General features: G+C 42.3%; 22 protein-coding genes and 1 pseudogene. 14 read left to right on the plus strand and 9 right to left on the minus strand.

Annotation, left to right across the window (positions count from 1 at the left end; all coding sequences use genetic code 11):
- Positions 1 to 10: 10 nt before the first annotated feature.
- Together rppA and rppB are read left to right on the plus strand one after the other, a co-directional pair.
- A complete protein-coding gene (gene rppA / locus PseudUWO311_RS16000) occupies positions 11 to 733 on the plus strand; it encodes a two-component system response regulator RppA (protein WP_142656246.1) in 723 nt (240 codons plus the stop codon).
- Positions 720 to 2,054 carry a two-component system sensor histidine kinase RppB gene (gene rppB / locus PseudUWO311_RS16005; RefSeq protein WP_142656247.1) on the plus strand — a complete coding sequence of 445 codons (1,335 nt, stop codon included), beginning with the start codon at positions 720 to 722 and terminating at the stop codon, positions 2,052 to 2,054. The genes rppA and rppB overlap by 14 nt, the downstream gene beginning before the upstream one ends.
- An 86-nt stretch (positions 2,055 to 2,140) precedes the next feature.
- Here the strand turns inward: rppB and cysK are convergent, their stop codons facing one another.
- Entirely contained in the window at positions 2,141 to 3,094 is a 954-nt protein-coding gene (gene cysK, locus PseudUWO311_RS16010) for a cysteine synthase A (protein ID WP_142656248.1), read from the minus strand.
- Between the two features lie 218 nt (positions 3,095 to 3,312).
- On the opposite strand from cysK, the gene PseudUWO311_RS16015 reads away from it, so the two are divergent.
- From PseudUWO311_RS16015 to PseudUWO311_RS16030, 5 genes and pseudogenes are all read left to right on the plus strand, one after another.
- Complete coding sequence (locus PseudUWO311_RS16015) at positions 3,313 to 3,720, plus strand: ChuX/HutX family heme-like substrate-binding protein (RefSeq protein WP_142656249.1); 408 nt, start codon at positions 3,313 to 3,315, stop codon at positions 3,718 to 3,720.
- A gap of 152 nt (positions 3,721 to 3,872) precedes the next feature.
- A pseudogene (locus PseudUWO311_RS24435) lies at positions 3,873 to 4,166 on the plus strand (BrnT family toxin); the annotation flags it as partial.
- Positions 4,159 to 4,437, plus strand: coding sequence for a hypothetical protein (locus PseudUWO311_RS16025; protein WP_142656250.1), 279 nt, complete (start codon positions 4,159 to 4,161; stop codon positions 4,435 to 4,437). The pseudogene PseudUWO311_RS24435 and the gene PseudUWO311_RS16025, both read left to right, overlap by 8 nt.
- 176 nt (positions 4,438 to 4,613) lie before the next feature.
- Entirely contained in the window at positions 4,614 to 4,790 is a 177-nt protein-coding gene (locus tag PseudUWO311_RS24085; RefSeq protein WP_190303527.1) for a hypothetical protein, read from the plus strand.
- Positions 4,780 to 5,103, plus strand: a complete 324-nt coding sequence (locus PseudUWO311_RS16030) for a type II toxin-antitoxin system PemK/MazF family toxin (RefSeq protein ID WP_142656251.1) — start codon at positions 4,780 to 4,782, stop codon at positions 5,101 to 5,103. The genes PseudUWO311_RS24085 and PseudUWO311_RS16030 overlap by 11 nt, the downstream gene beginning before the upstream one ends.
- 118 nt (positions 5,104 to 5,221) lie before the next feature.
- Here the strand turns inward: PseudUWO311_RS16030 and PseudUWO311_RS16035 are convergent, their stop codons facing one another.
- Together PseudUWO311_RS16035 and PseudUWO311_RS16040 are read right to left on the minus strand one after the other, a co-directional pair.
- Entirely contained in the window at positions 5,222 to 5,503 is a 282-nt protein-coding gene (locus PseudUWO311_RS16035; RefSeq protein WP_190303528.1) for a Txe/YoeB family addiction module toxin, read from the minus strand.
- Complete coding sequence (locus tag PseudUWO311_RS16040; RefSeq protein ID WP_142656252.1) at positions 5,460 to 5,666, minus strand: prevent-host-death protein; 207 nt, start codon at positions 5,664 to 5,666, stop codon at positions 5,460 to 5,462. Before PseudUWO311_RS16040 ends, PseudUWO311_RS16035 begins: the two co-directional genes overlap by 44 nt.
- A gap of 384 nt (positions 5,667 to 6,050) precedes the next feature.
- Between PseudUWO311_RS16040 and PseudUWO311_RS16045 the strand changes: the two genes are divergently transcribed.
- Genes PseudUWO311_RS16045 through PseudUWO311_RS16055 form a run of 3 tightly spaced genes read left to right on the plus strand, consistent with a single transcriptional unit; the run spans position 6,051 to position 8,083 of the window.
- Positions 6,051 to 7,514 carry a hypothetical protein gene (locus PseudUWO311_RS16045; RefSeq protein ID WP_142656253.1) on the plus strand — a complete coding sequence of 488 codons (1,464 nt, stop codon included), beginning with the start codon at positions 6,051 to 6,053 and terminating at the stop codon, positions 7,512 to 7,514.
- A gap of 42 nt (positions 7,515 to 7,556) precedes the next feature.
- Entirely contained in the window at positions 7,557 to 7,817 is a 261-nt protein-coding gene (locus PseudUWO311_RS16050; RefSeq protein ID WP_142656254.1) for a hypothetical protein, read from the plus strand.
- Positions 7,814 to 8,083, plus strand: a complete 270-nt coding sequence (locus PseudUWO311_RS16055) for a type II toxin-antitoxin system RelE family toxin (protein ID WP_142656255.1) — start codon at positions 7,814 to 7,816, stop codon at positions 8,081 to 8,083. Before PseudUWO311_RS16050 ends, PseudUWO311_RS16055 begins: the two co-directional genes overlap by 4 nt.
- Before the next feature lie 5 nt (positions 8,084 to 8,088).
- Here PseudUWO311_RS16055 and PseudUWO311_RS16060 read toward each other — a convergent pair whose 3' ends face one another.
- Both PseudUWO311_RS16060 and PseudUWO311_RS16065 read right to left on the minus strand, forming a co-directional pair.
- A complete protein-coding gene (locus PseudUWO311_RS16060; protein WP_142656256.1) occupies positions 8,089 to 8,286 on the minus strand; it encodes a DUF433 domain-containing protein in 198 nt (65 codons plus the stop codon).
- A gap of 47 nt (positions 8,287 to 8,333) precedes the next feature.
- Positions 8,334 to 12,338: a magnesium chelatase subunit H gene (locus PseudUWO311_RS16065; RefSeq protein WP_142656257.1), complete on the minus strand. Its 4,005-nt coding sequence runs from the start codon at positions 12,336 to 12,338 to the stop codon at positions 8,334 to 8,336.
- Positions 12,339 to 12,847: 509 nt separating this feature from the next.
- Between PseudUWO311_RS16065 and PseudUWO311_RS16070 the strand changes: the two genes are divergently transcribed.
- The gene (locus tag PseudUWO311_RS16070) at positions 12,848 to 13,357 is read left to right on the plus strand and encodes a Tic20 family protein (protein WP_142656258.1); all 510 of its coding nucleotides are present in this window, start codon (positions 12,848 to 12,850) and stop codon (positions 13,355 to 13,357) included.
- Between the two features lie 67 nt (positions 13,358 to 13,424).
- Positions 13,425 to 13,928: a Tic20 family protein gene (locus PseudUWO311_RS16075; RefSeq protein ID WP_142656259.1), complete on the plus strand. Its 504-nt coding sequence runs from the start codon at positions 13,425 to 13,427 to the stop codon at positions 13,926 to 13,928.
- Between the two features lie 69 nt (positions 13,929 to 13,997).
- On the opposite strand, the gene prmC is transcribed toward PseudUWO311_RS16075, so the two are convergent.
- The 4 genes from prmC to PseudUWO311_RS16090 form a co-directional block, all read right to left on the minus strand.
- Positions 13,998 to 14,891 carry a peptide chain release factor N(5)-glutamine methyltransferase gene (prmC, locus tag PseudUWO311_RS16080; protein ID WP_142656260.1) on the minus strand — a complete coding sequence of 298 codons (894 nt, stop codon included), beginning with the start codon at positions 14,889 to 14,891 and terminating at the stop codon, positions 13,998 to 14,000.
- Between the two features lie 43 nt (positions 14,892 to 14,934).
- On the minus strand, positions 14,935 to 15,084 hold the full coding sequence (locus tag PseudUWO311_RS24090) for a hypothetical protein (RefSeq protein WP_190303529.1): 150 nt from the start codon (positions 15,082 to 15,084) through the stop codon (positions 14,935 to 14,937).
- Positions 15,085 to 15,139: 55 nt separating this feature from the next.
- Positions 15,140 to 16,723 (minus strand): phosphoglycerate dehydrogenase, encoded by a 1,584-nt coding sequence (gene serA, locus PseudUWO311_RS16085; protein ID WP_142656261.1) that lies wholly within the window; start codon positions 16,721 to 16,723, stop codon positions 15,140 to 15,142.
- A gap of 362 nt (positions 16,724 to 17,085) precedes the next feature.
- Positions 17,086 to 17,730 carry a CHRD domain-containing protein gene (locus PseudUWO311_RS16090; protein WP_142656262.1) on the minus strand — a complete coding sequence of 215 codons (645 nt, stop codon included), beginning with the start codon at positions 17,728 to 17,730 and terminating at the stop codon, positions 17,086 to 17,088.
- A 119-nt stretch (positions 17,731 to 17,849) separates the two neighbouring features.
- On the opposite strand from PseudUWO311_RS16090, the gene PseudUWO311_RS16095 reads away from it, so the two are divergent.
- Positions 17,850 to 18,617, plus strand: a complete 768-nt coding sequence (locus tag PseudUWO311_RS16095) for a sulfite exporter TauE/SafE family protein (protein WP_142656263.1) — start codon at positions 17,850 to 17,852, stop codon at positions 18,615 to 18,617.
- Between the two features lie 141 nt (positions 18,618 to 18,758).
- Positions 18,759 to 19,622, plus strand: a complete 864-nt coding sequence (locus PseudUWO311_RS16100) for an alpha/beta fold hydrolase (RefSeq protein ID WP_142656264.1) — start codon at positions 18,759 to 18,761, stop codon at positions 19,620 to 19,622.
- The last annotated feature ends 123 nt before the right edge of the window (positions 19,623 to 19,745 follow it).

The raw sequence follows: 19,745 nt of genomic DNA on the forward strand, positions 1-19,745 counted from the left end.
GAAATAACCTATGCGTATTCTGTTAGTAGAAGATGAACCTGACCTTGGCGCAGCGATCGCAAATCGTTTGCGCCAAGAAAAGTATGTTGTAGATTGGGCTAAGGATGGCGCTGAGGCTTGGAATTATCTGGAGAGCCAATGGACTCAATATACCGTTGGGATTTTTGATTGGATGTTGCCGAAATTGTCAGGATTGGAACTATGTAAGAAATTGCGATCGCAAAAAAGCACCTTGCCAATTTTAATGCTCACCGCCAAAGATAGCATCGAAGATCGAGTCACTGGGCTGGATGCAGGAGCCGATGACTATCTGGTGAAACCTTTTGGAATGGTTGAGTTGTTGGCACGATTGCGAGCATTACAAAGGCGATCGCCTCAATTGCAAGCGATTCAATTAAAAGTAGGAAATCTCACCCTTGATTACAATACGGCAACGGTTTCTTCTAAAGATACTAATGGAATCACGCAAGTTCCCTTAACCGCTAAAGAGTTTCAGCTTTTAGAATACTTCATGCAGCGTCCCAATCAGATTATTTCTCGCGATCAAATTCTCTATCAACTATGGGAAATTCAATCAGAACCAGAAAGCAATGTGGTTGCCGCCCAAATGCGTTTACTGAGACGTAAACTAGCAGATAGTAATTGCCTCATCTCCATTGAAACCATCTATGGATTAGGGTATCGCCTGAATCAGAAGCCTGAATTAATAAAGGAATTAGATGAACCAGAATAGTCTATTTTTTCGCGCCCGTTGGCGACTTGCCCTCTGGTATTCAGGTGTGATGGGCATCATCCTCTGCCTCGCGGGAGTAGGCGCTTATCACATGATGGTTCATGCTCATTGGCAAGGCTTACAAGACGAAATCGAAGCAGTGGCGGGAACTCTGCACGATACGCTTGAGCCAATGTTGCACCAGCCTGATCAAATGAATCCATACGTTCAGAATGTACTTCCCAATCTCTGCATAATCACTGAACCATGTGCTAATTCTCCACAAAATCAAAGCAAGCGACATATTCTCGGTGTCACCCAAACCAATGATTATTACATTCATTTTCGCGATCGCAGTTACCAGACCATCGCCACGGTCGGCAACTTGCCAGAATCAGAAGTAAATCGGGAAGCAGTTTGGCAAATACTCAGAGATCCGCAAGGCAGGAACTATTATCAATTTTCACTATTGCTCAAAAATTCCGCAGGATTACCTTGGGGCTATATGCAAATCGGGCGATCGATGGCAGATTATGATCGACATTTGAGCGAGTCAAGACTAGCTCTATTATTGGGGCTTCCCATTGGATTTGTGGCGATCGCGATCGCCAGTTGGTATTTAGCCAAAATCGCTATGCAACCCGTTTATACCTCTTATCAGCAGATCCAACAATTCACTGCTGATGTCGCCCATGAGTTACGCACACCCCTCGCCGCCATCCAAGCTACGGTTGAATCATCCTTAGCGATGGATGTACTTCCAGAAACCGATTCTCGCAATGTCTTAAATGTGATTGAGCGCCAAAATAGTCGCCTGTCTCAACTAGTTGGGGATTTATTACTATTGTCCCGATTAGATATCGAGACTAATCCACCAAAGTTTTCACACTGTTGTCTGAACGATATTCTCTGCGATCTTGTCGAAGAATTAGCATCCCTAGCCTTAGCTTCGGATATTAGCCTAAATCTCGATCTCAAGACCGAAACACCTATATATATTATGGGCAATGAGTCCCAGCTATATCGGCTATTCTCTAATCTCATCGCCAACGCTATACAATATTCCAATCTAAATGGAACTGTTTCTATTTCCCTGACTCTCCAAGATCGCGATGCGATCGCCCAAATCCGCGATACAGGTATCGGCATCGCTGAGCAAGATTTGCCACATATTTTTGATCGCTTTTATCGAGTAAATAGCGATCGCTCACGGACTACAGGCGGTTCTGGGTTGGGACTGGCCATTGCCAAGGCGATCGCCAATAGGCATCGCGGGAATATTCAGGTAACTAGCGAATTAGGAAAAGGCAGCAAATTTATAGTTTCTTTCAAGTCAGTTTAATATACACTTAAGAAGCCTGTACGGCTTACTCAGAAAGCCGTACAGGCTTCTTAAAGCCTTTGTAATGGGAGTACAAGTCAGGAGTATTAACTCAGCGCCATCAATTCAGGATCTTGGAATAGAGGCGTACTCAAGTAACGTTCGCCAAAACTAGGCTGAATCATCACCACCATTTTGCCTGCATTCTCAGGACGCTTGGCAATCTGTACTGCTGCATAAAGGGCTGCTCCACTAGAGATTCCCGATAGAAGTCCTTCTTCACGCGCTAATCTGCGTCCATAGGCGATCGCTTGATCGTCAGTCACAGGAATAATCTCGTCAATCAGTTCTGTTTTGAGAACTTCAGGGATAAATCCTGCGCCGATGCCTTGGATTTTGTGGGGACCTGGGCGACTGCCTGCTAAAACTTGGCTATTGGCTGGCTCGACTGCGATCGCTTTAAACGATGGCTTGCGTGATTTAATCACCTCAGCAATCCCTGTAATCGTACCGCCAGTGCCAACGCCCGAAATCAGAAAGTCAACTTGTCCTTCAGTATCTTCCCAAATTTCTTCAGCAGTAGTCTTGCGATGGATCGCAGGATTAGATGGATTACGGAACTGTTGCAACATATAAGCATCGGGAGTGCTTTCGCTGATTTCCTTAGCGCGACGGATTGCGCCGCCCATGCCTTCAGTACCAGGAGTAAGTTCGAGGGTAGCTCCATAGGCGCGTAGCATCGATCTCCTCTCCATACTCATGGTTTCGGGCATAGTCAGGATTAATTTGTAGCCCTTAGCAGCAGCCACCATCGCGAGCGCGATCCCTGTATTACCCGAAGTAGGCTCCACCAAAATCGTCTTATTTGGCGCAATCAAGCCCTGCTCTTCAGCTTCTTGGATCATGTTCACCCCGATCCGATCCTTGACCGAGGCGGCGGGATTCATGCCCTCTAGCTTGACAATAATTCGTGCCACGCAACCTTCAGCCTTGGGGATACGCTGCAATTCGACCAGTGGGGTACGTCCGACTAATTCGGTTATGTTATTGGCGATTTTCATAGATAAATGCTTAATTGAGTGCGGGTAAATGAGCTTGTAGTCAACTTTAGAGCATTTTTGAGGTCTTGGGAATTTCTTAAGGCAAAGAGGCGATCGCTGCTTTTATCTCCCAAAAGCTACACACACTAACCCTTTTCGGCTTTAATAGGTATATTGCGATCGCAAAAAAATTTCACAACATCATCACAAACTTATTAATTAATATTAAATAAACTCCTATGGCTGCTACTTTAAAAGATTTTTTAGAAGAATGTCACACTCTCGGCTTAGTGCGTCTGATCGTCACCAGTGATGCGGGTGTGCTAGAAGCAAGGGTAAATATCGAGAAGTTGTTTTATGCGGAGTTGCCTAAGGGCAAATATGCGAATATGCATTCTGAGCATATCGAGTTTCACCTAAACATGGACAAAATCACTGATGTCCGCTTTGAAACAGGTGAAGCCAAGCGCGGCAATTTCACCACCTACGCTATCCGTTTCCTCGATGCCGATGATAAGGCGCAAATGAGTGCTTTCCTGCAATGGGGGAAACCAGGTGAATATGCCGAAGGTCAAGTCGAGGCATGGTCTGCGCTCAAAGACAAGTACGGCGAAACTTGGAAACCTGAACCTGTTGAGAGCGTATAGGTCATAATTGTCAATATTTCTATCTGCGATCGCTCCAGAGCGAAAATCCATTCAATTTTCCCACCCACATCAAACAGCGATCGCCTCCAGCACAAAACTTTTGGATGAACTTGTATTGACAACGTAAATACGCTTTGACTAAAATACACAGTATGGATTTGTATTTTGTACTGAACGGGATTAAATTTGTTTGGAATGAGGAGAAGGCTCGGATTAATCCTATTAATCATGATGGAGTGACATTTCAGCAAGCTACTGAAGCCTTTTTTGATCCATTTTTAGTAGTAGTTGATGCAAGTCGTAATGATGAAGAGAGAGACGCTGTGATTGGCTTAGATAAACGATGAAATCTTCTTTACGTTGTTTATGTTGAACGGGAGAACGATTTAGTTCGGATTATTTCTGCAAGAAAAGCAACACGCAAGGAGCATGAATATTATGAAAACTGCAGCTTTAAAAAAACGATTGGATCGAAATCGTCCGATGGCAACGGTGACAATCCGTATTCCTGAGGATGTAATTGAAGATTTGAAAAAAGTTGCCCCATTATTAGGATTTTCTGGATATCAGCCTTTAGTTCGTGCTTATATTGGGCAGGGGCTTCGTGCTGATCTTGAGAGATTGGATGGATATTCTGTTTCTATATTTATTGAGAGTTTAAAGCGTCACGGTGTAAGTGATGAGGTGATTCGTGACGCTTTGAGTGAGGTTGCTTAAAATCAAACAGCGATCGCCCCTCACCAAAACCTGATCGCCTATTTCCATCAAATAAAACAGCTATCGCCCCCTTCATCACCCACAAACCCAATCTCCTAAACTCAACATCAAACAGCGATCGCCTCTCAGTAAATATGTTAATCTGAATTAGGTTGATGCTTTAAGCAAAGGTAAAAATGGATACTTTAGCGGAAACATTAAATGTAAGATTAGCCAAATGGGAACCAGATGTTGCTGAATTGGCGAGAAAGTTCATTTTGGAAATAATTGATTTAGCTGATCAGGATGCGTTAGATATTTTGCGATCGCGTTCTGTGGAACAAGAGGTATTGGATTTGCTGGATGAATATTAAGCAGGGTGAAGTTTGGTTAGCGGATTTGGGGATAGCAGCAAAGACTCGTCCTGTTGTCATTGTTTCCCGTTATGATGCAAATCCTCCAAGAGTTTTAGTGATTTATGTTCCTTTGACGACTCAGTATAGAAATAGTGAGTATGAGGTCGTACTTCCTAATTTGAAGTTTCTTAATCAATCATCCATAGCTAATGTTCAGGGTATTGCTTCTATTCCTACTGCAAGGTTAGAACGCAAGTTGGGAGATTTGCCAATTGATGTGATGTTACAAATCAAGAAAGCGATTATTTTTGCATTGGATTTAAGTTTGTAAGGTAGCGATCGCCCCTCATCACCCAAAAAACGATCGCCCAAATCTCAAAAACAAACAGCGATCGTCCCATACCCACCATAACCCCGATCGCCTATTCCCCACATCAACCAACAGTAATTTAGTAGTGAAAGCGGCAGGCGAGAATTCTGATTTTATCGTCTAAAACTTCATAAACTAGACGATGTTCTTGATCGATACGGCGCGACCAACAGCCAGACAGATCGTGTTTTAGAGCTTCGGGCTGTCCTGTACCTTCAAATGGATTACGTTGGACTTCACGAATCAGCTTGATAATTTTTAATGCTTTTTTACGATCATTTTCAATCCACCAAGCTAAGTCCTCAAAAGCATCTGCATCAAATTCCAAGTTTTTCACAGGCAGATTCCAAAGAGATTCCATCTTGACGTTTTCTGGCTTTAAGCAGTCTTTCTTTCATTGCTGGACTGCTAAGTAAATATGCTGTTTCTCTTTCTGCCATTAGTTCTTGCCAGAAGGCAATGGGGACAACTACGGAAACTGTTTGTCCTTCTGAATCACAGATGTATTGTAATGCGTTAGTCATAGCAGTCAGTACAACTTACTTGATTAATCATAATTATAACTGATCGCCCCTCACCATCTATCACACCCGATCGCCTATTTCCCAATCAAACAGAGATCGCCCCTCACCACCCATAAAACCCGATCGCCTAAATCTCAACATCAAACAGCGATCGCCTCTCAACACCCACAAAACCCGATCGCCTATTCCCCCAAACCAAACAGCGATCCCACTTCATCACCCATAAACTGCGATCAACTATTTTCAAGCAAAAAGTGGGATCACCCCAAAACTCATGCAGATATTCTAAAATGATTTGTGGGAAATGTGTTTTATTGAATTAGTTAAACTACATACAATCCACGAATCCTCATCATAAATATTTAATAATCCAAATAATTAATTATGATTTTAAAAAAAGAGAATCTTATTCTTGCTGAAAAATTAGTTGTTTATAATAATTTTGCGGAAATCGATGACTTGGTGGGACGGCTTTTGGTGGAGCTACAAATTTATCCAATACCTCGAATATTATGGGATTTTGAAATATTGGGTATGGAAGTGCCTCAATTTCATGCTGTTTTTGCTAGTGAAAGTCTATTAGAAAACTTCTTTTTAGGACATCTAATACAAGTTGAACTTCTTAAATTAGGAGAAATTAGTCGTGGCGCAGATATTTCTTCCATTGCTAAAGGAACAGCTTTAAGAACCTATTTAGATTTAGATGATCCAGAGACTCTATCACATAAATTTAACTTTTGTTTAACTAACACAAGATTTCAAAGGATTTTTCACTGTCACAGTCTTCAAGAAGATTGTAATGGTGGCGTTCTAAAGGGAATTCCTTTGAATTCTAAATGGGCTATCAATCTAGAAATAGGTGAGCAAGCTTGTAAATGGCTTGATATGAGAGAAGATAATGTTGGTACATATTTAACAGGGGTAGGGACTCTTTTTCAGTTAAAAGAAACTGAGGAGGCTGAAGAACTACCTGAATCACTTACAAACATTAGCATCAATGAAGCCGAAGAATTACTTAGAAATCTTGGCTTACTTCTTTCCTATGCTAATGGAGGATTTATAGCACCTGTCTTTATTGAAGGTGAGAAATATACCAGATATGAATCAGACGAAAATGATCTCAAAAGCAAATCATTTATCTCAACTGACACTACGTCTTCACTTATACACACTGCGTCTCAGTTTACATCTCTTGAAAAGCTAGGGAAAAGCTGGCTAACAGAAGACAGTGATTTAGCAGTTTTCATTAGCTGCTTTGACAGCTTTGAAAAAATGCTTGCTCAACCATTTTGGAGAGAGACTTTTTATTTTGTTCTGGTGCAATACTTTCAGGCAACAAGTAGCGATAACTGGGAATTAGCAGCTAGTGCTACTGGAGCAGCTTTAGAGCGATTAAGTTATGCTATTCTAGTGGAAGATGAGAATAATTTAACTACAAAAGCAAGATGCGAATTGTTATTCGATATTAGACGTACTGATATAGCTAAAACTGCTTGGAATCTTGGACGTAGAGCAGGACAGGAACATATTTCTACTACTGGTAAAAGATTGAGACTAATGCTTGAACGTATAGGCTTAACAAAAAGTAGGGGTTATTTTGATATAGATTTCGTACAAGATTTTTTGTCAGTTCGTAATGATGCTGTACATCCGCAAGTTAGCGAAATAACTTTAGAAGATCGTTATCGCGCAATAATGCAAGCCATCCAATGGATTGATGACGTTTTACTATGGAGACTTGGTTATGAAGGTCATTACATTGATAGAGTGACTGGCTCATTTCCGACATTAGATAATCCTAATTTAAATTTAAGATACGATCTATCTTTGCGAGATTCCAGTTGGTAAAAGAATAGATTAATGTTTAAGTCTAGTTAAAGAAGGAAAAAGATGACAACTAATAGCCCAACTATATTTGCAGAAGAATTAGCCAATGAGCTAGACAAAATTCCTGAGCAATATTGGTCAAACCTTTTGCAGATCATTCGTTTGTTTCGTGAAAGCGTTACGCCAGAATCAGAAAGCCATTCTCAAGATCCTGCAATTGTCGAAGCCATTGAAGATTTAGGGCTTGTCCATGCCATGCTAGAAGTCAAGGATGAAAAGCCTCTTAGTCTCCAAGAAGCGCTTGCCGAAATGGAAAGAGCATGAACGTTAATTACCTTCCAAGCTTTCTCAAAGAACTTAAAGCTCTCAAAAGTACTCCTTACTTCAAACCCATGAACAGCCTTGTATTTGAGGAGATTCCCAAAGTTGCTGGGTTGGCAGATATCAAAAATGTCAAAAAACTACAGGGCTATGAAAATGCGTATCGAATCAAAGTAGGAGATTATCGAATTGGCGTGATCTTTGATGGAGAAACCGTTACATTTTGTAGAGTATTGCATCGCAAAGAAATTTATCGCTATTTCCCATAAACTAACTATCCTGCTGCGGTATATGCAATACAAGCTTTAAAATCTTCTCGCGTTAGATCGGGAAAATCTTCAAGTATTTCTGCTTCGGTCATATCAGAGGCTAAGTATTCAAGCACTTCATAAACCGTAATTCGCAACCCACGCACACAAGGCTTGCCACCTCGCTTATTTGGCTCAATCGTGATGTAATTTCGGTAGTTCATATTTGTAGCCTAAAGAATGGGGCGGCACAAGCCGCCCCTTTTTTATTTTACTCTACACCTTCAATGCGGTCTTCGAGTTCTTGATAAAGCTCTCGCAATCTATCCAGATTCTCTTCGCTGGTTTCCCAATAGCCGCGACCATTGACTTCTAGAAGAGTACCAACAATCTTACGGAACGAATTGGGATTGAGATTTTTGAGGCGATCGCACATCTCTTTATCGTTCACATAGACATCATTGACATCTTCGTAAACCCAGTTATCCACTGCTCCAGCCGTTGCCGACCAGCCCATCGTGTTAACTAGGCGCTTCGAGATTTCGCGCACACCTTCATAACCACTCTTGAGCATTCCCTCATACCATTTAGGATTGAGAATCTTCGTGCGGGTATCGAGGCGAACTGTCTCAGTCAGGGTGCGGACTTGAGCATTGGCTGTCGTGGTGTCAGCGACAAAAGAGGCGGGTTTTTTGCCATCTTTACGCAGACTGCCAACAAGCTTGGTGGGGTCAGAGTCGAAGTAGTGGGATACATCGGTGAGACTGATTTCTGACGAATCCAAGTTTTGGAAGGTCATGTCAACGGTCTTCAGTGAGGCTTCGTAAAGCTGACGCTGTTGGGTGTTGCTGACATTCGCACCAAAGGCGAAGGACTTGCGCGATAGATACATCTGTTGCAATTCTTCTTCGTTTTCCCATGTACTGTTTTCCACAGCTAGGTTAACATTAGAGGAATAGGAACCTGATGAGTTACTGAATACGCGAGTTGCGGCTTGGTTGATGGTTAAGCCAAACTCCTCTGCTTGGGCGATCGCATGTTTGCGGACAAAGTTCATTTCCAAAGGCTCATCGGCTTCGGCAGCCATTCTCACGGCGCGATCGATCAAGTCCATTTGATTCACGAACAAGTCGCGGAATACGCCTGAGCAGTTGACGACCACATCAACGCGAGGTCTGCCTAGTTCTTCGAGAGGAGTTAACTCTAAACGATTGATGCGACCGAGGGCATCGGGCATGGGCTTCACGCCGATCATGCAGAGAACTTGAGCGAGGGATTCGCCGTAGGTCTTGATGTTATCAGTTCCCCAGAGGACGACGGCGATCGTTTCGGGATAGACACCGTTGTTGTCTTGACGTTGACGCTCTAAGAGGCGATCGACTACGGTTTTCGCAGCTTGGACTGCGGCACTAGTAGGGATCGAGTTAGGATCGAGCGCATGCATATTCTTGCCAGTGGGCAGCACGAGGGGATTGCGGATTGGATCTCCTCCAGGGCTAGGCAGAATATAATCGCCTTCAAGGGCGCGAATGAGACCGCCAAGTTCATTGTCGGCAACAATTTGTTTGAGACAGAACTCTAGGAACTCAAATAGAGGCTTGATATCATCTTTATTGATATTTGCATAACCATTCTCTTGGAAGACTTCGATCCAAGGTTCGGTTTTGCCCATTTTAAAGAAGTTGAGAACCGAGATTTTGGAAACTTTGCCATCATCATCGGCTTTTGCTTTGACCAATGCACCAACGGCTTTGTTAGCGATCGCCCGAATATTTGCCAACAGTTCCACATCGGCATAAATGCCTTTGTCGCTGGACTTATAAAGCAGTTCGATATCGCGACCGATCGCTTCACACATAATCCGCAACAAAGACTTCATATTGTCTTCAGGGCGATCGAAGCTGGCGATACTGGTCAAGACATCGGTGACATCTTCCACTTTCGGGGGTTCGCCGACAATGTGTAAACCACAGGGCAGAACTCGCGATTCGATTTCCATCAGCTTGTTATAAACTTGACCGATGACGTTATCACGTCCCTCTAGATCCATCTCCTTCGCATCGGTGTCAGGAAGTTCCACATCCTTATCCAGATTCACCAAGCGCACTTTATCCATAATCGTGTTCGTGATTTGGATACCGCGACTACCAGTCCGCAAATCTTTGTAAGAAGCAATCAGTTCGCTGAGTTCTTGCAAATTACGGCTCAAACCTGCATTTTCAGGAGCAGGCGTGATGTAACTGATGATTGTGGCGTAACCGCGCCGTTTTGCGATCGTGGCTTCCGATGGATTATTTACGGCGTAGTAATAGATGTTTGGCAATGCACCAATCAGGCTGTCAGGGAAACATTCGCCCGACATACCGACTTGCTTGCCTGGCATGAATTCCATCGAGCCATGAGTACCGAAGTGGAGGACAGCATCGGCTCCCCAGATATGGTTGAGATAGGTGTAGTAAGCGACAAATCCGTGGTGTGGTGAGGCAGATTTACTAAAGAGCAAACGCATCGGATCGCCTTCATAACCAAAGGTGGGCTGCACGCCGACAAAGAGATTGCCATATTGCTTACCGTAAATCAGCAAATTCTGTCCATCGGAATTTAGATGTCCAGGGGCGGCTCCCCACTGTTCGATAATGCGATCGACATAGGGAGTGTTTGCTTCATATTCAGGGACAGACATCTTATAAGCAACGTTGAGTTCGGGACTGCCGACCATTGCTTCAGGATTGTGCAAGATATCTTCCATCATGTCGTGGGATGTCTTGGGCAAGCCTTGGACATCATAGCCATTGTTGCCAAGGGCTTCTGCAACTTTATGAATAGAAGAGAATACATCCAAATAAGCAGCCGTTCCGATATTGCCCTTATCTGGAGGGAAACTGAAGATTGTGATCGCGAGTTTCTTCTCGTGACGGGGCTTACGGCGGAGATTAGCCCATTTGATTGCACGGTTGGCAATAGTTTCGAGGCGATCGCCGATCGCATGGGATCTTCCCGTCATGCTATCGCGACCCGACAGCACAATCGGATCGAGTCCACCATCAAGTTCAGGTAAAGCAACTTGCAAAGCAACTTGGACAGGATGCAAACCAAGATCGCTATCTTGCCATTCTTCAGTAGTTTGGAATACGAGGGGTAAAGCCACCATGTAGGGACGATTCAGCTTTTCGAGGGCTTTGATTGCTTTGGGATGATCTTGCTTAGCAGGGCCCCCAACTAAAGCGAATCCAGTTAGCGAAACAACACTATCCACGATCGCCCGATCCTTTTGTTTAGGATCGTAAAAATATTCTTCAACCGCATTGGAGAAGTCCAAGCCCCCATTGAATACAGAAATCACCCGCGCCCCAAGGGATTCCAATTCTTGCACCATTGCCACATAATGCGCGTCATCGCCTGTAACAAGGTGAGTTCTTGCCATCAACAAACCCACGCATGGTGCTAGAGGATCTTTCATGTCATCAGAAATATCTTCGCGGGCGTTAAACCATTTTAAATAGTCAGCCGTAGTCTCGAACATCTTTGGCGCGAGTGGATGCCAAAGCCCCTTTTCCAAATAAGTAACAGGCTCTTTAATGATCAGATTTGCCGCACCCGTTTCTTTAGCTCTTGCCTTGACAGTGGGTAAATAATTTTGGGCAAGCATCAACAAGAAATTTTCGAGATTTTCGGTCGAACCACCGAGCCAATATTGGAAGCTCAACATGAAGTTACGAGCATCCTGCGCCTTGTCCATCGGCATATATTTGAGAATCTTGGGCAAGGTCTGCACAACCTTGAGCATACTGTCCTGAAAAGAACTCCCCGATTTTTCTTTGCGCTTGCGCATAAACTGCGCGATCGCACTCTTAGACTGCCCCAGATTTTCCATGCTGAAGCTGCCCATTTTATTGAGACGCATTACCTCTGGCATGGATGGGAATACCACACAGGCAGATAGGCGATCGCGATGTGGGGTAACGGCAAGAGCAATCTTTGTCGCCAGATCGTCAATAAAAATTAGTGATGCGATGAAAATATCAGCGCCAGCGATATCTTCTTTGAATTCCTCGTAATTTTCGGGACTCCGAATATCCTCAATTAGATAGCCACTCACCTCGATCGCAAGGTTGGGATTATTTTTATTAATTGACTTTACAGCCGCCGACATAGCGCTCTGGTATTGAGGTTCGAGCACTACATAGACCAACTTCATTAAGACCCGACCCTGTAGATTTTCGGGAATGATACGTCTACTAGATAGTGATGCGATCGGTGGCGCAGAAGTGAACATGCAGTCTCCTTAAATTACTGTCCTGATTTTTGGGAATTTTAAATTTGGCTGATTCGTTATTTGTTGCTCAAACTGTTACATAAGGTAACAATTAGCAACTAAAGATTTATACCTATTCACTATTTAATACCAGACAACCATTGCAGTGGTTGATTTTGGGCAATAAATGCAATAATTTGAAATTGATTTGTTTACATTTCGTTACATTTCTTGAGCTTTATGACAGCAAAATGTAAATAAATTTTAAATCTCTTGAAGAGTCTTAAGCTAAAATCGATTTCATAATATAGCAATCCTAAATGGTTTGTAAGAGCAGCCCTGCTTCAGGCTGTAAAGCTCTCAAATCATTCGATTTCACAAATGAATTAGGATTTGATATGGTGTTTACCAGTTTGCTTAGGTACGGATTTATTTCCCCCCGAAATCGGGTAAATAAACTTCTGTCCCTCGCTTGCTTGAAAAGCGCTATATAAACTTAGACAACAATACTGAACTTAGAGAAAATCGTTATGACATGGCAGCAATCTGTAATACCTCTGCATCGCTTTTATAGTTGCTTGCCTTACTTATTACCCATATCGGCGGGCGTAATCTATGGGGCTGTCTTATTTCAGCAGTTCCCACTCTTAGTGATTCCATTTTTTCCGTTTATTTGGTTGTATGGCAATGTTTTAGCATTTCCACTAGTTCCTGTACTTGGTTTGACAGGCGAATTTTTCCTGTTTATGGGGTTATTCTTTTTAATCGTAAGAGATGTTCGTGTCCCACATTTTATTCGCTTCAATACAATGCAATCTTTGTTAATGCAAATTGTATTATTTATCGTTCAACTTTTCTTTCAAATTGCCCAACAGCTAACTAGCAATGGATTACCATCGGTAATCAGTGCAACTATTGCTAATACAATATTTATCGGTACGACCCTAGTAGCTGGTTATGCAATTTATTACAGCATTAAAGGTGAATATTCTGATATTCCTACGCTTTCTCAAGCTGCATCATTTCAGTGTGAACTATAAAAAGAAAAGTTTAGTTCTTTATCCTGAATCGATTATGCTCAATCAATTTAGAAACAAATAATGATTTATGGCACGACGTAGTTCAGTTAATAATTTAGATAGACTATACGCCAGCTTGCCTTACCTACTGCCAATCACCGCAGTAGTTGGTTTTGGTGCATTTCTGTTTCTTCAATTTCCTTATTTGTTTTTTGTGTTTTTCCCAGTTTTTAAATTGAGTCAAATTCTATCTATTTCCATTATTGATTTTATCTCTATCCGTTTTGTTGTTTGGATCTGTGTATTTATTTTCGTAGTTAGAAGCTACAAGGTTAACCACTTTACACGCTTCAATGCTATGCAAGCTTTACTATTAGATGTGATTGTTGCGCTTGTAGGAGCATTAGCTCAGATTTTAGAAGTAGCTTTAGGCCAAATTTCTTTCTTCCCCTTTATGCTGCAAATTATTGCAAGTGTTACATTTTTAGGTATAACAGCTGCATTTATATATTCAGTATTTCAATGCGTCTTTGGTAAATATGCGGATAAAATTCCTTTGATTTCTGACGTTGCCTATATGCAAGTACGTTAATTAGCGCTAGTGCTCAAAAGATAAGAGGAGGAGCGAAGCTCCTCCTCTTATCTTTTGGGGATGTGCCTTTTAGTCAAGCATTTGTGCAGATACAAATCTTGCAATTCCTGCGTAGTCCCGATGTATTTGAATATTTGTATAATTGCCGTTTGCTTGTAATAGCGATCGCACTATTTCTGACTGTCCTGCCATTAGTTCTACGATCCAAAAGCCGCCTGAAATTAAATATTGTGGTGCAGTATTAACTAATTCTCGAATTGCCTCAAGTCCATCATCACCACCATCTAGCGCCAAATGTGGTTCGTGATTTGTGACTTCTGGTTGCAAATTTAAAACTTCAATACTGGGAATATAAGGTGGATTGGAAACTATTCCCGCAATTTGGTTTTGTAAATTTAATTTAGCTAATGGCTCAAACCAACTGCCTTGATGAAAGTAAACTTGCTGATGGTTCTTGTTAGCATTAATTTTGGCAATTTCTAAAGCGGCTTCGCTGTAATCAACTGCATGAATTTGCGCTTGCGATTTTATATTTAAGAAATGCTGTGCTAAGGCGATCGCGATCGCGCCGCTACCAGTGCCTAAATCAACCCAAACCCCATTTGTATAGCTCCCATCCTTGCTATTTTTGTTAACAAAATCAGTAACAATATCAATGATTAATTCGGTTTCAGGACGAGGAATTAATACGGCGGGAGAAACTTGTAATTCTAAATCTCGCCATGTCACTTCGCCTGTGAGGTACTGAACAGGAATGCGATCGTTTAGCCTTTTTTGCCAAAGTTGATCGAGAGTGGTTAAGGTTTCAAGTGTAACTTTTTGAGATATATTTGGCGATCGCAATCTTAAGTCCAATTTATCTAGGTCAGTTAGCCTTAAAACTAACCAATCTAGTTCGTATATAGGTACATCATGTTGTTTAGCCGCTAGAAAATTGCGATCGTACCATTCCCAAAAATCCATAAATTTTCCCCTAAAGAAAAGGCTCGCTAAGCGAGCCTTTTCTTTATTTTGCTTTACGTTTATTCAAGTCTTCTAGATAAGCCCGTTGGTAACTGAGAAATCTATTGTGCCATTCTTGAAAACGGCGATCGCCATCACGCACCAACATTTGACGATATTTTTCCGAAGAAATATATGGTTTTGAAGTTGACATAATACAAACCCGCTAAATTTAGTTCATAAGGTAACGCATTGCGTCACCATCTAAACTATAGCTTCACCACAAAAGCATCGGTTACGCCTTGAATATGCACGATTTCATCAACTAAACCACTAGGCAATGGATCATCAATATTCAAGACCATTACCGCTTCGCCACGAACCATACGACGACCAACTTGCATACTGGCAATATTCACGTTGAAACTACCAAGCAACGAGCCGATTCTACCGATGATACCTGGCATGTCACGGTGAAGTGTTAACAACATGTAATGGGTAGGTGCGACGTTAATTGGGAAACCATTGATGCTGGTAATCCGAATTTCTGATTTACCAAGTAATGCGCCCGTTACTGACTGTTCGCCTTGGCTGCCATGAGCTGTTAGGTGAATTGAGCCACTGTAATCTTCAACCGAAGGATCGCGGGTTTCAGTGACGTGAATACCACGTTCTTTGGCTTCAATGCTGGCATTGACAAAGTTAACCCGTTCGCGCAAAGCAGGAGAAAGCAAACCTTTGAGAGAAGCTACGACGATTGGTTGACTTTCGCTGTTAGCGATTTCACCTTGGAGCTTGACATTGAGAGTATCGACACGACCACCAGCCAGTTGTCCAACCAGATTGCCCAACATTTCGGCAAGTTGGAGATAAGGCTTGAGTTTTTGCCATACATCGGGACGTAAACCAGGGATATTTACCGCCGATCGCGCTGGTAAGCCCAACAAAACATCACGAATTTGTTCGGCGACATCGACAGCTACATTGGTTTGAGCTTCTTCGGTAGATGCACCAAGATGCGGGGTTAAGATGACGTTAGCGCCGAGTTCGCGCAAACCAGACTCAGCTTCAAGTGGTTCATTTTCAAATACATCAAGGGCAATGCCGCCGACTTTACCGCTCTTGATTGCTTCAGCGATCGCGACTTCATCAATGATCCCGCCTCTGGCGCAGTTGATGATTCTTACGCCATCTTTCATGATGGCGATGCGATCGGCATTAATTAGATGTGCAGTGTCCTTAGTTTTGGGCAAATGCAATGTGATGTAATCTGCTTCACGCAGCAAAATTTCTAGATCCACTAGGTTTACACCAAGTTTCTCGGCGCGTTCAGCCGTTAAGTAGGGATCGTAGGCGAGAATCCGCATTCCTAAAGACTTGGCAACTGTGGCTACATGGGAGCCGATTTTTCCTAAGCCAAGAATACCAAGGGTTTTCTTGTAAACCTCAACACCAGTAAAGCTTTTACGATCCCACTTACCACCCTTAAGGGATTGGTTTGCAGCAGGAATAAAGCGCGATAGCGACATCATCATCGCGAGGGTATGCTCAGCCGCTGCGATCGTGTTACCTTCGGGTGAATTAACAACGACAATCCCCATCCTTGTGGCTGTAGGAACGTCTACGTTATCGACCCCAACACCAGCACGACCGATGATTTTGAGGTTTTTACCAGCTTCAACAGCTTCTTTGGTGAGTTTTGTGCCAGAGCGAATCATGATCGCATCATATTCTGGAAGAATTTGAATTAATTCTTCTGGACTGAGAGTTGTTTTTACGTCAACAGTGGCGACTTGAGAGAGGATATCGATACCAACTTGATCGATGGGGTCAGAAACGAGAACTTTGGGCATAACGATTAAAAAATGTACCAGTGCCTATAGCGGAAGGTTTGCGGCTACGCTCTAAATCCTAAACGCCCTTGAATCAACGCAAGATAAACGCTAGATATCACGCAGCTTAGACACACTAAGACGACAATAATTGCTTACATTAATAATATTAAAGCAAAAATGAACGCTCCCACGTTACATACAGAGCTTTGCGCTCAAACCCGAACAAATAAATATTTTAAAAGTGTTGCTCTGCAACACTTTTAAAATATTTATTTGTTCGTTTAACAAGAAATTGCTGTAAAATCCTGTATTGCTGAATATAGTTAACTCTAAAACTAAAAAGCTGATTGGTTGCTAAGCAACCAATCAGCTTTTTAGTTTTACGACTGTGCGTTTAAAATACCGCGCAACTCCCCAGCACGATTAGATTTGGTGTGAATATCGACATATAGGCCACCACTATTAAGAGCTTGGAGTTGCTCATCTGTTAGCTTATATTCGCCCTTGACATTGCCGCTGACACCATCTGAATTAACTTGCACTTGCAGCGCGTACTGGAAAGGCCCATTAGCATTAGCTGATCCCTTATGAATATGTACACCTGAAGTAATATTTGGATTTGGAGGGGCTACAGGATCAGTAGCATAGTCACGTAAAGGGCTATTTAAACCATAAAAACTGCCACGCACAATTAATCGATCGCCGATCAAGGCTGCTCCAAGCACACCTGAGGCGTTCGTTGTCGCTGGATTCGGGTAAACTTCAGCACCTGACAATATTGCAGCAAATCGAGTGAAACTAGCACCTTGGCTAATCAAATTCCCTTGAGAAATAAGTTCAGCCTCAGCTTGCTGTTGATAGGTTGCTAAACTGATAGTGGTATTAATTAGCTGCGAAACATTGATTTTGGGAGCGCGGTTATAAGATTGAGCTGGTGCACTAATATTTATTGCAAGTAAGCAAATGGTGATACCAATTGCCATGCTGAATAAAAGCTTCTGATATTTCTTAAAAACCTTAATCATATTGTCGTTTCCCGATTTATGTAGATTGGGTTGATTTCTCTGAATATGATTACGTCCAAAAGTTATGTTTGGATTCAGCATTAATTAGATTGTTTTAGAGTCGTATATATTTCGTTAATATGCAATATTTACTGATTTTTGGGGCGGCGTTGTTGGCTGGTGGAATCAATGGCATCGCAGGGGGCGGCAGTTTTATATTGTTCCCTGTTCTCATGTTTGTCGGTATTCCGCCTATAACGGCTAATGCCACTAATGCGATCGCCTTACTTCCTGGTACGTTAGCCAGTGCAGGAGCCTATCGCCATGAATTTGATAAGGATAAGCGATCGCTAATTCAAGTATGCATATTAGGAGTGATCGGAGGGCTTGCAGGGGCAATTTTGCTACTAAGAACGCCATCTGCAACATTTTTGCAAGTTTTACCATATCTACTACTGACAGCGACATTGGCTTTTGCTTTTAGTAACAAAATGACGGTATGGGTTGAGCAACAACAAGATCGATTCACTAAGCTTAGAGAATTACGAACTGTCTTAATTACAATCTTGCAATTAGTTGTAGCTATTTATGGCGGCTTTTTTGGAGGTGGTATGGGGATTTTATTTCTGGCAACCTTTGCGCTGATGGGGATGACTAATATCCATCGCATGAATGCCTATAAGACCATGCTCACCAGTTGTATTAATGCGGTAATAGTGATTCCCTTTGTTAATGCGGGGGTAATTCTTTGGCAAGAGGGTGCGATCGCGGCGATTGGTGCGGCGATTGGTGGATATATCAGTGCTTACTATGTTCAAAAGATCCCACCCATTGTAGTCAAGCGATTTGTAATTGGTGTTGGTTCAGCGATGACGCTGTACTTTTTTATTAAAAGTTGGCTGGCTTAATCAAAGCTACCCAAATAAAGGCGGCGCTCCACGCCGCCTTTATTTGGGTAGCTTTGCGGAACAACGCACTTAAGCTCATTGTCTTGTTATATGATCGGATCAGCGATCGCATTTTATCTGCAACTATAGGCTTTTCTCTATATGTCCAGTGTCATCATTCAAGGAGCAAAACATAGTTATAGCCTTACAACTCCTACACACGCAAAAAAGCAAGTTCCAACGATCGCTTTTTTACATGGTTGGATGCTCAGTCAGGCTTATTGGCAACCATTGATTAGTCAGCTACAACCTGATTTCCAATGCTTATCCTATGATTTACGAGGGTTTGGGCTTTCTGAAATTAGCGATCGCAATGACTATTCGTTAATTAGTTATGCAAGAGATTTAGAAGCGTTACTTGATCATTTAGAGCTTTCGCAGGTTTGGTTGGTGGGGCATTCCCTTGGCGGTGCGATCGCTTTATGGGCAGCACATTTATTTAGCGATCGGATTTTAGGTGTTGTTTGTCTAAATGCAGGCGGCGGTATTTATATCAAAGAAGAGTTTGAGAAGTTTCGGACAGCAGGCAAAATTATTTTAAAATTACGCCCCAAGTGGCTACAAAATATACCTCTAGTTCATGTTCAATTTGCCAAAGATAGTGTCAAGTATCCTTTGGATCAGTCTTGGGGTAAACAAAGAGCGATAGATTTTGTGTCTGCTAAATATCAAGCGGCAAAAGGAACTTTGCTAGATTCTACTAGTGAACAGGAAGTTCACAAGCTCCCGCAAATCGTCTCAAGGTTGCAACAACCCATTTATTTTGTAGCTGGAGCAGATGACACCATAATGGAACCAAAATATGTAAATCATCTTGCTAGTTTCCATTATTCTTTTAATGGTTATGGGGAGAATGTTTTTGAATTTCCAGATTGTGGACATATGGCAATGCTAGAGCAGACAAATCTACTACATAGGCTGCTGTTGGATTTATTAGCAAAACCTATTACTTCGTCTTGTCTGTAATCTGGCTGCCGCCATTGATACAGCGCTTTGCGCTGAAACTCAAACTAAGAACCTTTTGAAAGTGTTGCTAAGCAACACTTTCAAAAGGTTCTTCTAACTCATTTGAGCAAAAATTTCGGCAAG

The organism is Pseudanabaena sp. UWO311 (genome assembly GCF_006937785.1).
Lineage (GTDB): Bacteria > Cyanobacteriota > Cyanobacteriia > Pseudanabaenales > Pseudanabaenaceae > Pseudanabaena.

Excerpts from the sequence above, each read along its gene's own strand:
- rppA (WP_142656246.1), top strand. The coding sequence starts at position 11 with ATGCGTATTCTGTTAGTAGAAGATGAACCTGACCTTGGCGCAGCGATC.
- PseudUWO311_RS16090 (WP_142656262.1), bottom strand. The coding sequence starts at position 17,730 with ATGATTAAGGTTTTTAAGAAATATCAGAAGCTTTTATTCAGCATGGCA.
- PseudUWO311_RS16025 (WP_142656250.1), top strand. The coding sequence starts at position 4,159 with ATGAAAACTGCAGCTTTAAAAAAACGATTGGATCGAAATCGTCCGATG.
- PseudUWO311_RS24090 (WP_190303529.1), bottom strand. The coding sequence starts at position 15,084 with ATGTCAACTTCAAAACCATATATTTCTTCGGAAAAATATCGTCAAATG.
- PseudUWO311_RS16070 (WP_142656258.1), top strand. The coding sequence starts at position 12,848 with ATGACATGGCAGCAATCTGTAATACCTCTGCATCGCTTTTATAGTTGC.
- PseudUWO311_RS16030 (WP_142656251.1), top strand. The coding sequence starts at position 4,780 with ATGAATATTAAGCAGGGTGAAGTTTGGTTAGCGGATTTGGGGATAGCA.
- PseudUWO311_RS16035 (WP_190303528.1), bottom strand. The coding sequence starts at position 5,503 with ATGGAATCTCTTTGGAATCTGCCTGTGAAAAACTTGGAATTTGATGCA.
- PseudUWO311_RS16095 (WP_142656263.1), top strand. The coding sequence starts at position 17,850 with ATGCAATATTTACTGATTTTTGGGGCGGCGTTGTTGGCTGGTGGAATC.
- PseudUWO311_RS16045 (WP_142656253.1), top strand. The coding sequence starts at position 6,051 with ATGATTTTAAAAAAAGAGAATCTTATTCTTGCTGAAAAATTAGTTGTT.
- PseudUWO311_RS16100 (WP_142656264.1), top strand. The coding sequence starts at position 18,759 with ATGTCCAGTGTCATCATTCAAGGAGCAAAACATAGTTATAGCCTTACA.
- PseudUWO311_RS16050 (WP_142656254.1), top strand. The coding sequence starts at position 7,557 with ATGACAACTAATAGCCCAACTATATTTGCAGAAGAATTAGCCAATGAG.
- PseudUWO311_RS16065 (WP_142656257.1), bottom strand. The coding sequence starts at position 12,338 with ATGTTCACTTCTGCGCCACCGATCGCATCACTATCTAGTAGACGTATC.
- PseudUWO311_RS24085 (WP_190303527.1), top strand. The coding sequence starts at position 4,614 with ATGGATACTTTAGCGGAAACATTAAATGTAAGATTAGCCAAATGGGAA.
- serA (WP_142656261.1), bottom strand. The coding sequence starts at position 16,723 with ATGCCCAAAGTTCTCGTTTCTGACCCCATCGATCAAGTTGGTATCGAT.
- PseudUWO311_RS16015 (WP_142656249.1), top strand. The coding sequence starts at position 3,313 with ATGGCTGCTACTTTAAAAGATTTTTTAGAAGAATGTCACACTCTCGGC.
- PseudUWO311_RS16055 (WP_142656255.1), top strand. The coding sequence starts at position 7,814 with ATGAACGTTAATTACCTTCCAAGCTTTCTCAAAGAACTTAAAGCTCTC.
- prmC (WP_142656260.1), bottom strand. The coding sequence starts at position 14,891 with ATGGATTTTTGGGAATGGTACGATCGCAATTTTCTAGCGGCTAAACAA.
- cysK (WP_142656248.1), bottom strand. The coding sequence starts at position 3,094 with ATGAAAATCGCCAATAACATAACCGAATTAGTCGGACGTACCCCACTG.
- rppB (WP_142656247.1), top strand. The coding sequence starts at position 720 with ATGAACCAGAATAGTCTATTTTTTCGCGCCCGTTGGCGACTTGCCCTC.
- PseudUWO311_RS16060 (WP_142656256.1), bottom strand. The coding sequence starts at position 8,286 with ATGAACTACCGAAATTACATCACGATTGAGCCAAATAAGCGAGGTGGC.
- PseudUWO311_RS16075 (WP_142656259.1), top strand. The coding sequence starts at position 13,425 with ATGGCACGACGTAGTTCAGTTAATAATTTAGATAGACTATACGCCAGC.
- PseudUWO311_RS16040 (WP_142656252.1), bottom strand. The coding sequence starts at position 5,666 with ATGACTAACGCATTACAATACATCTGTGATTCAGAAGGACAAACAGTT.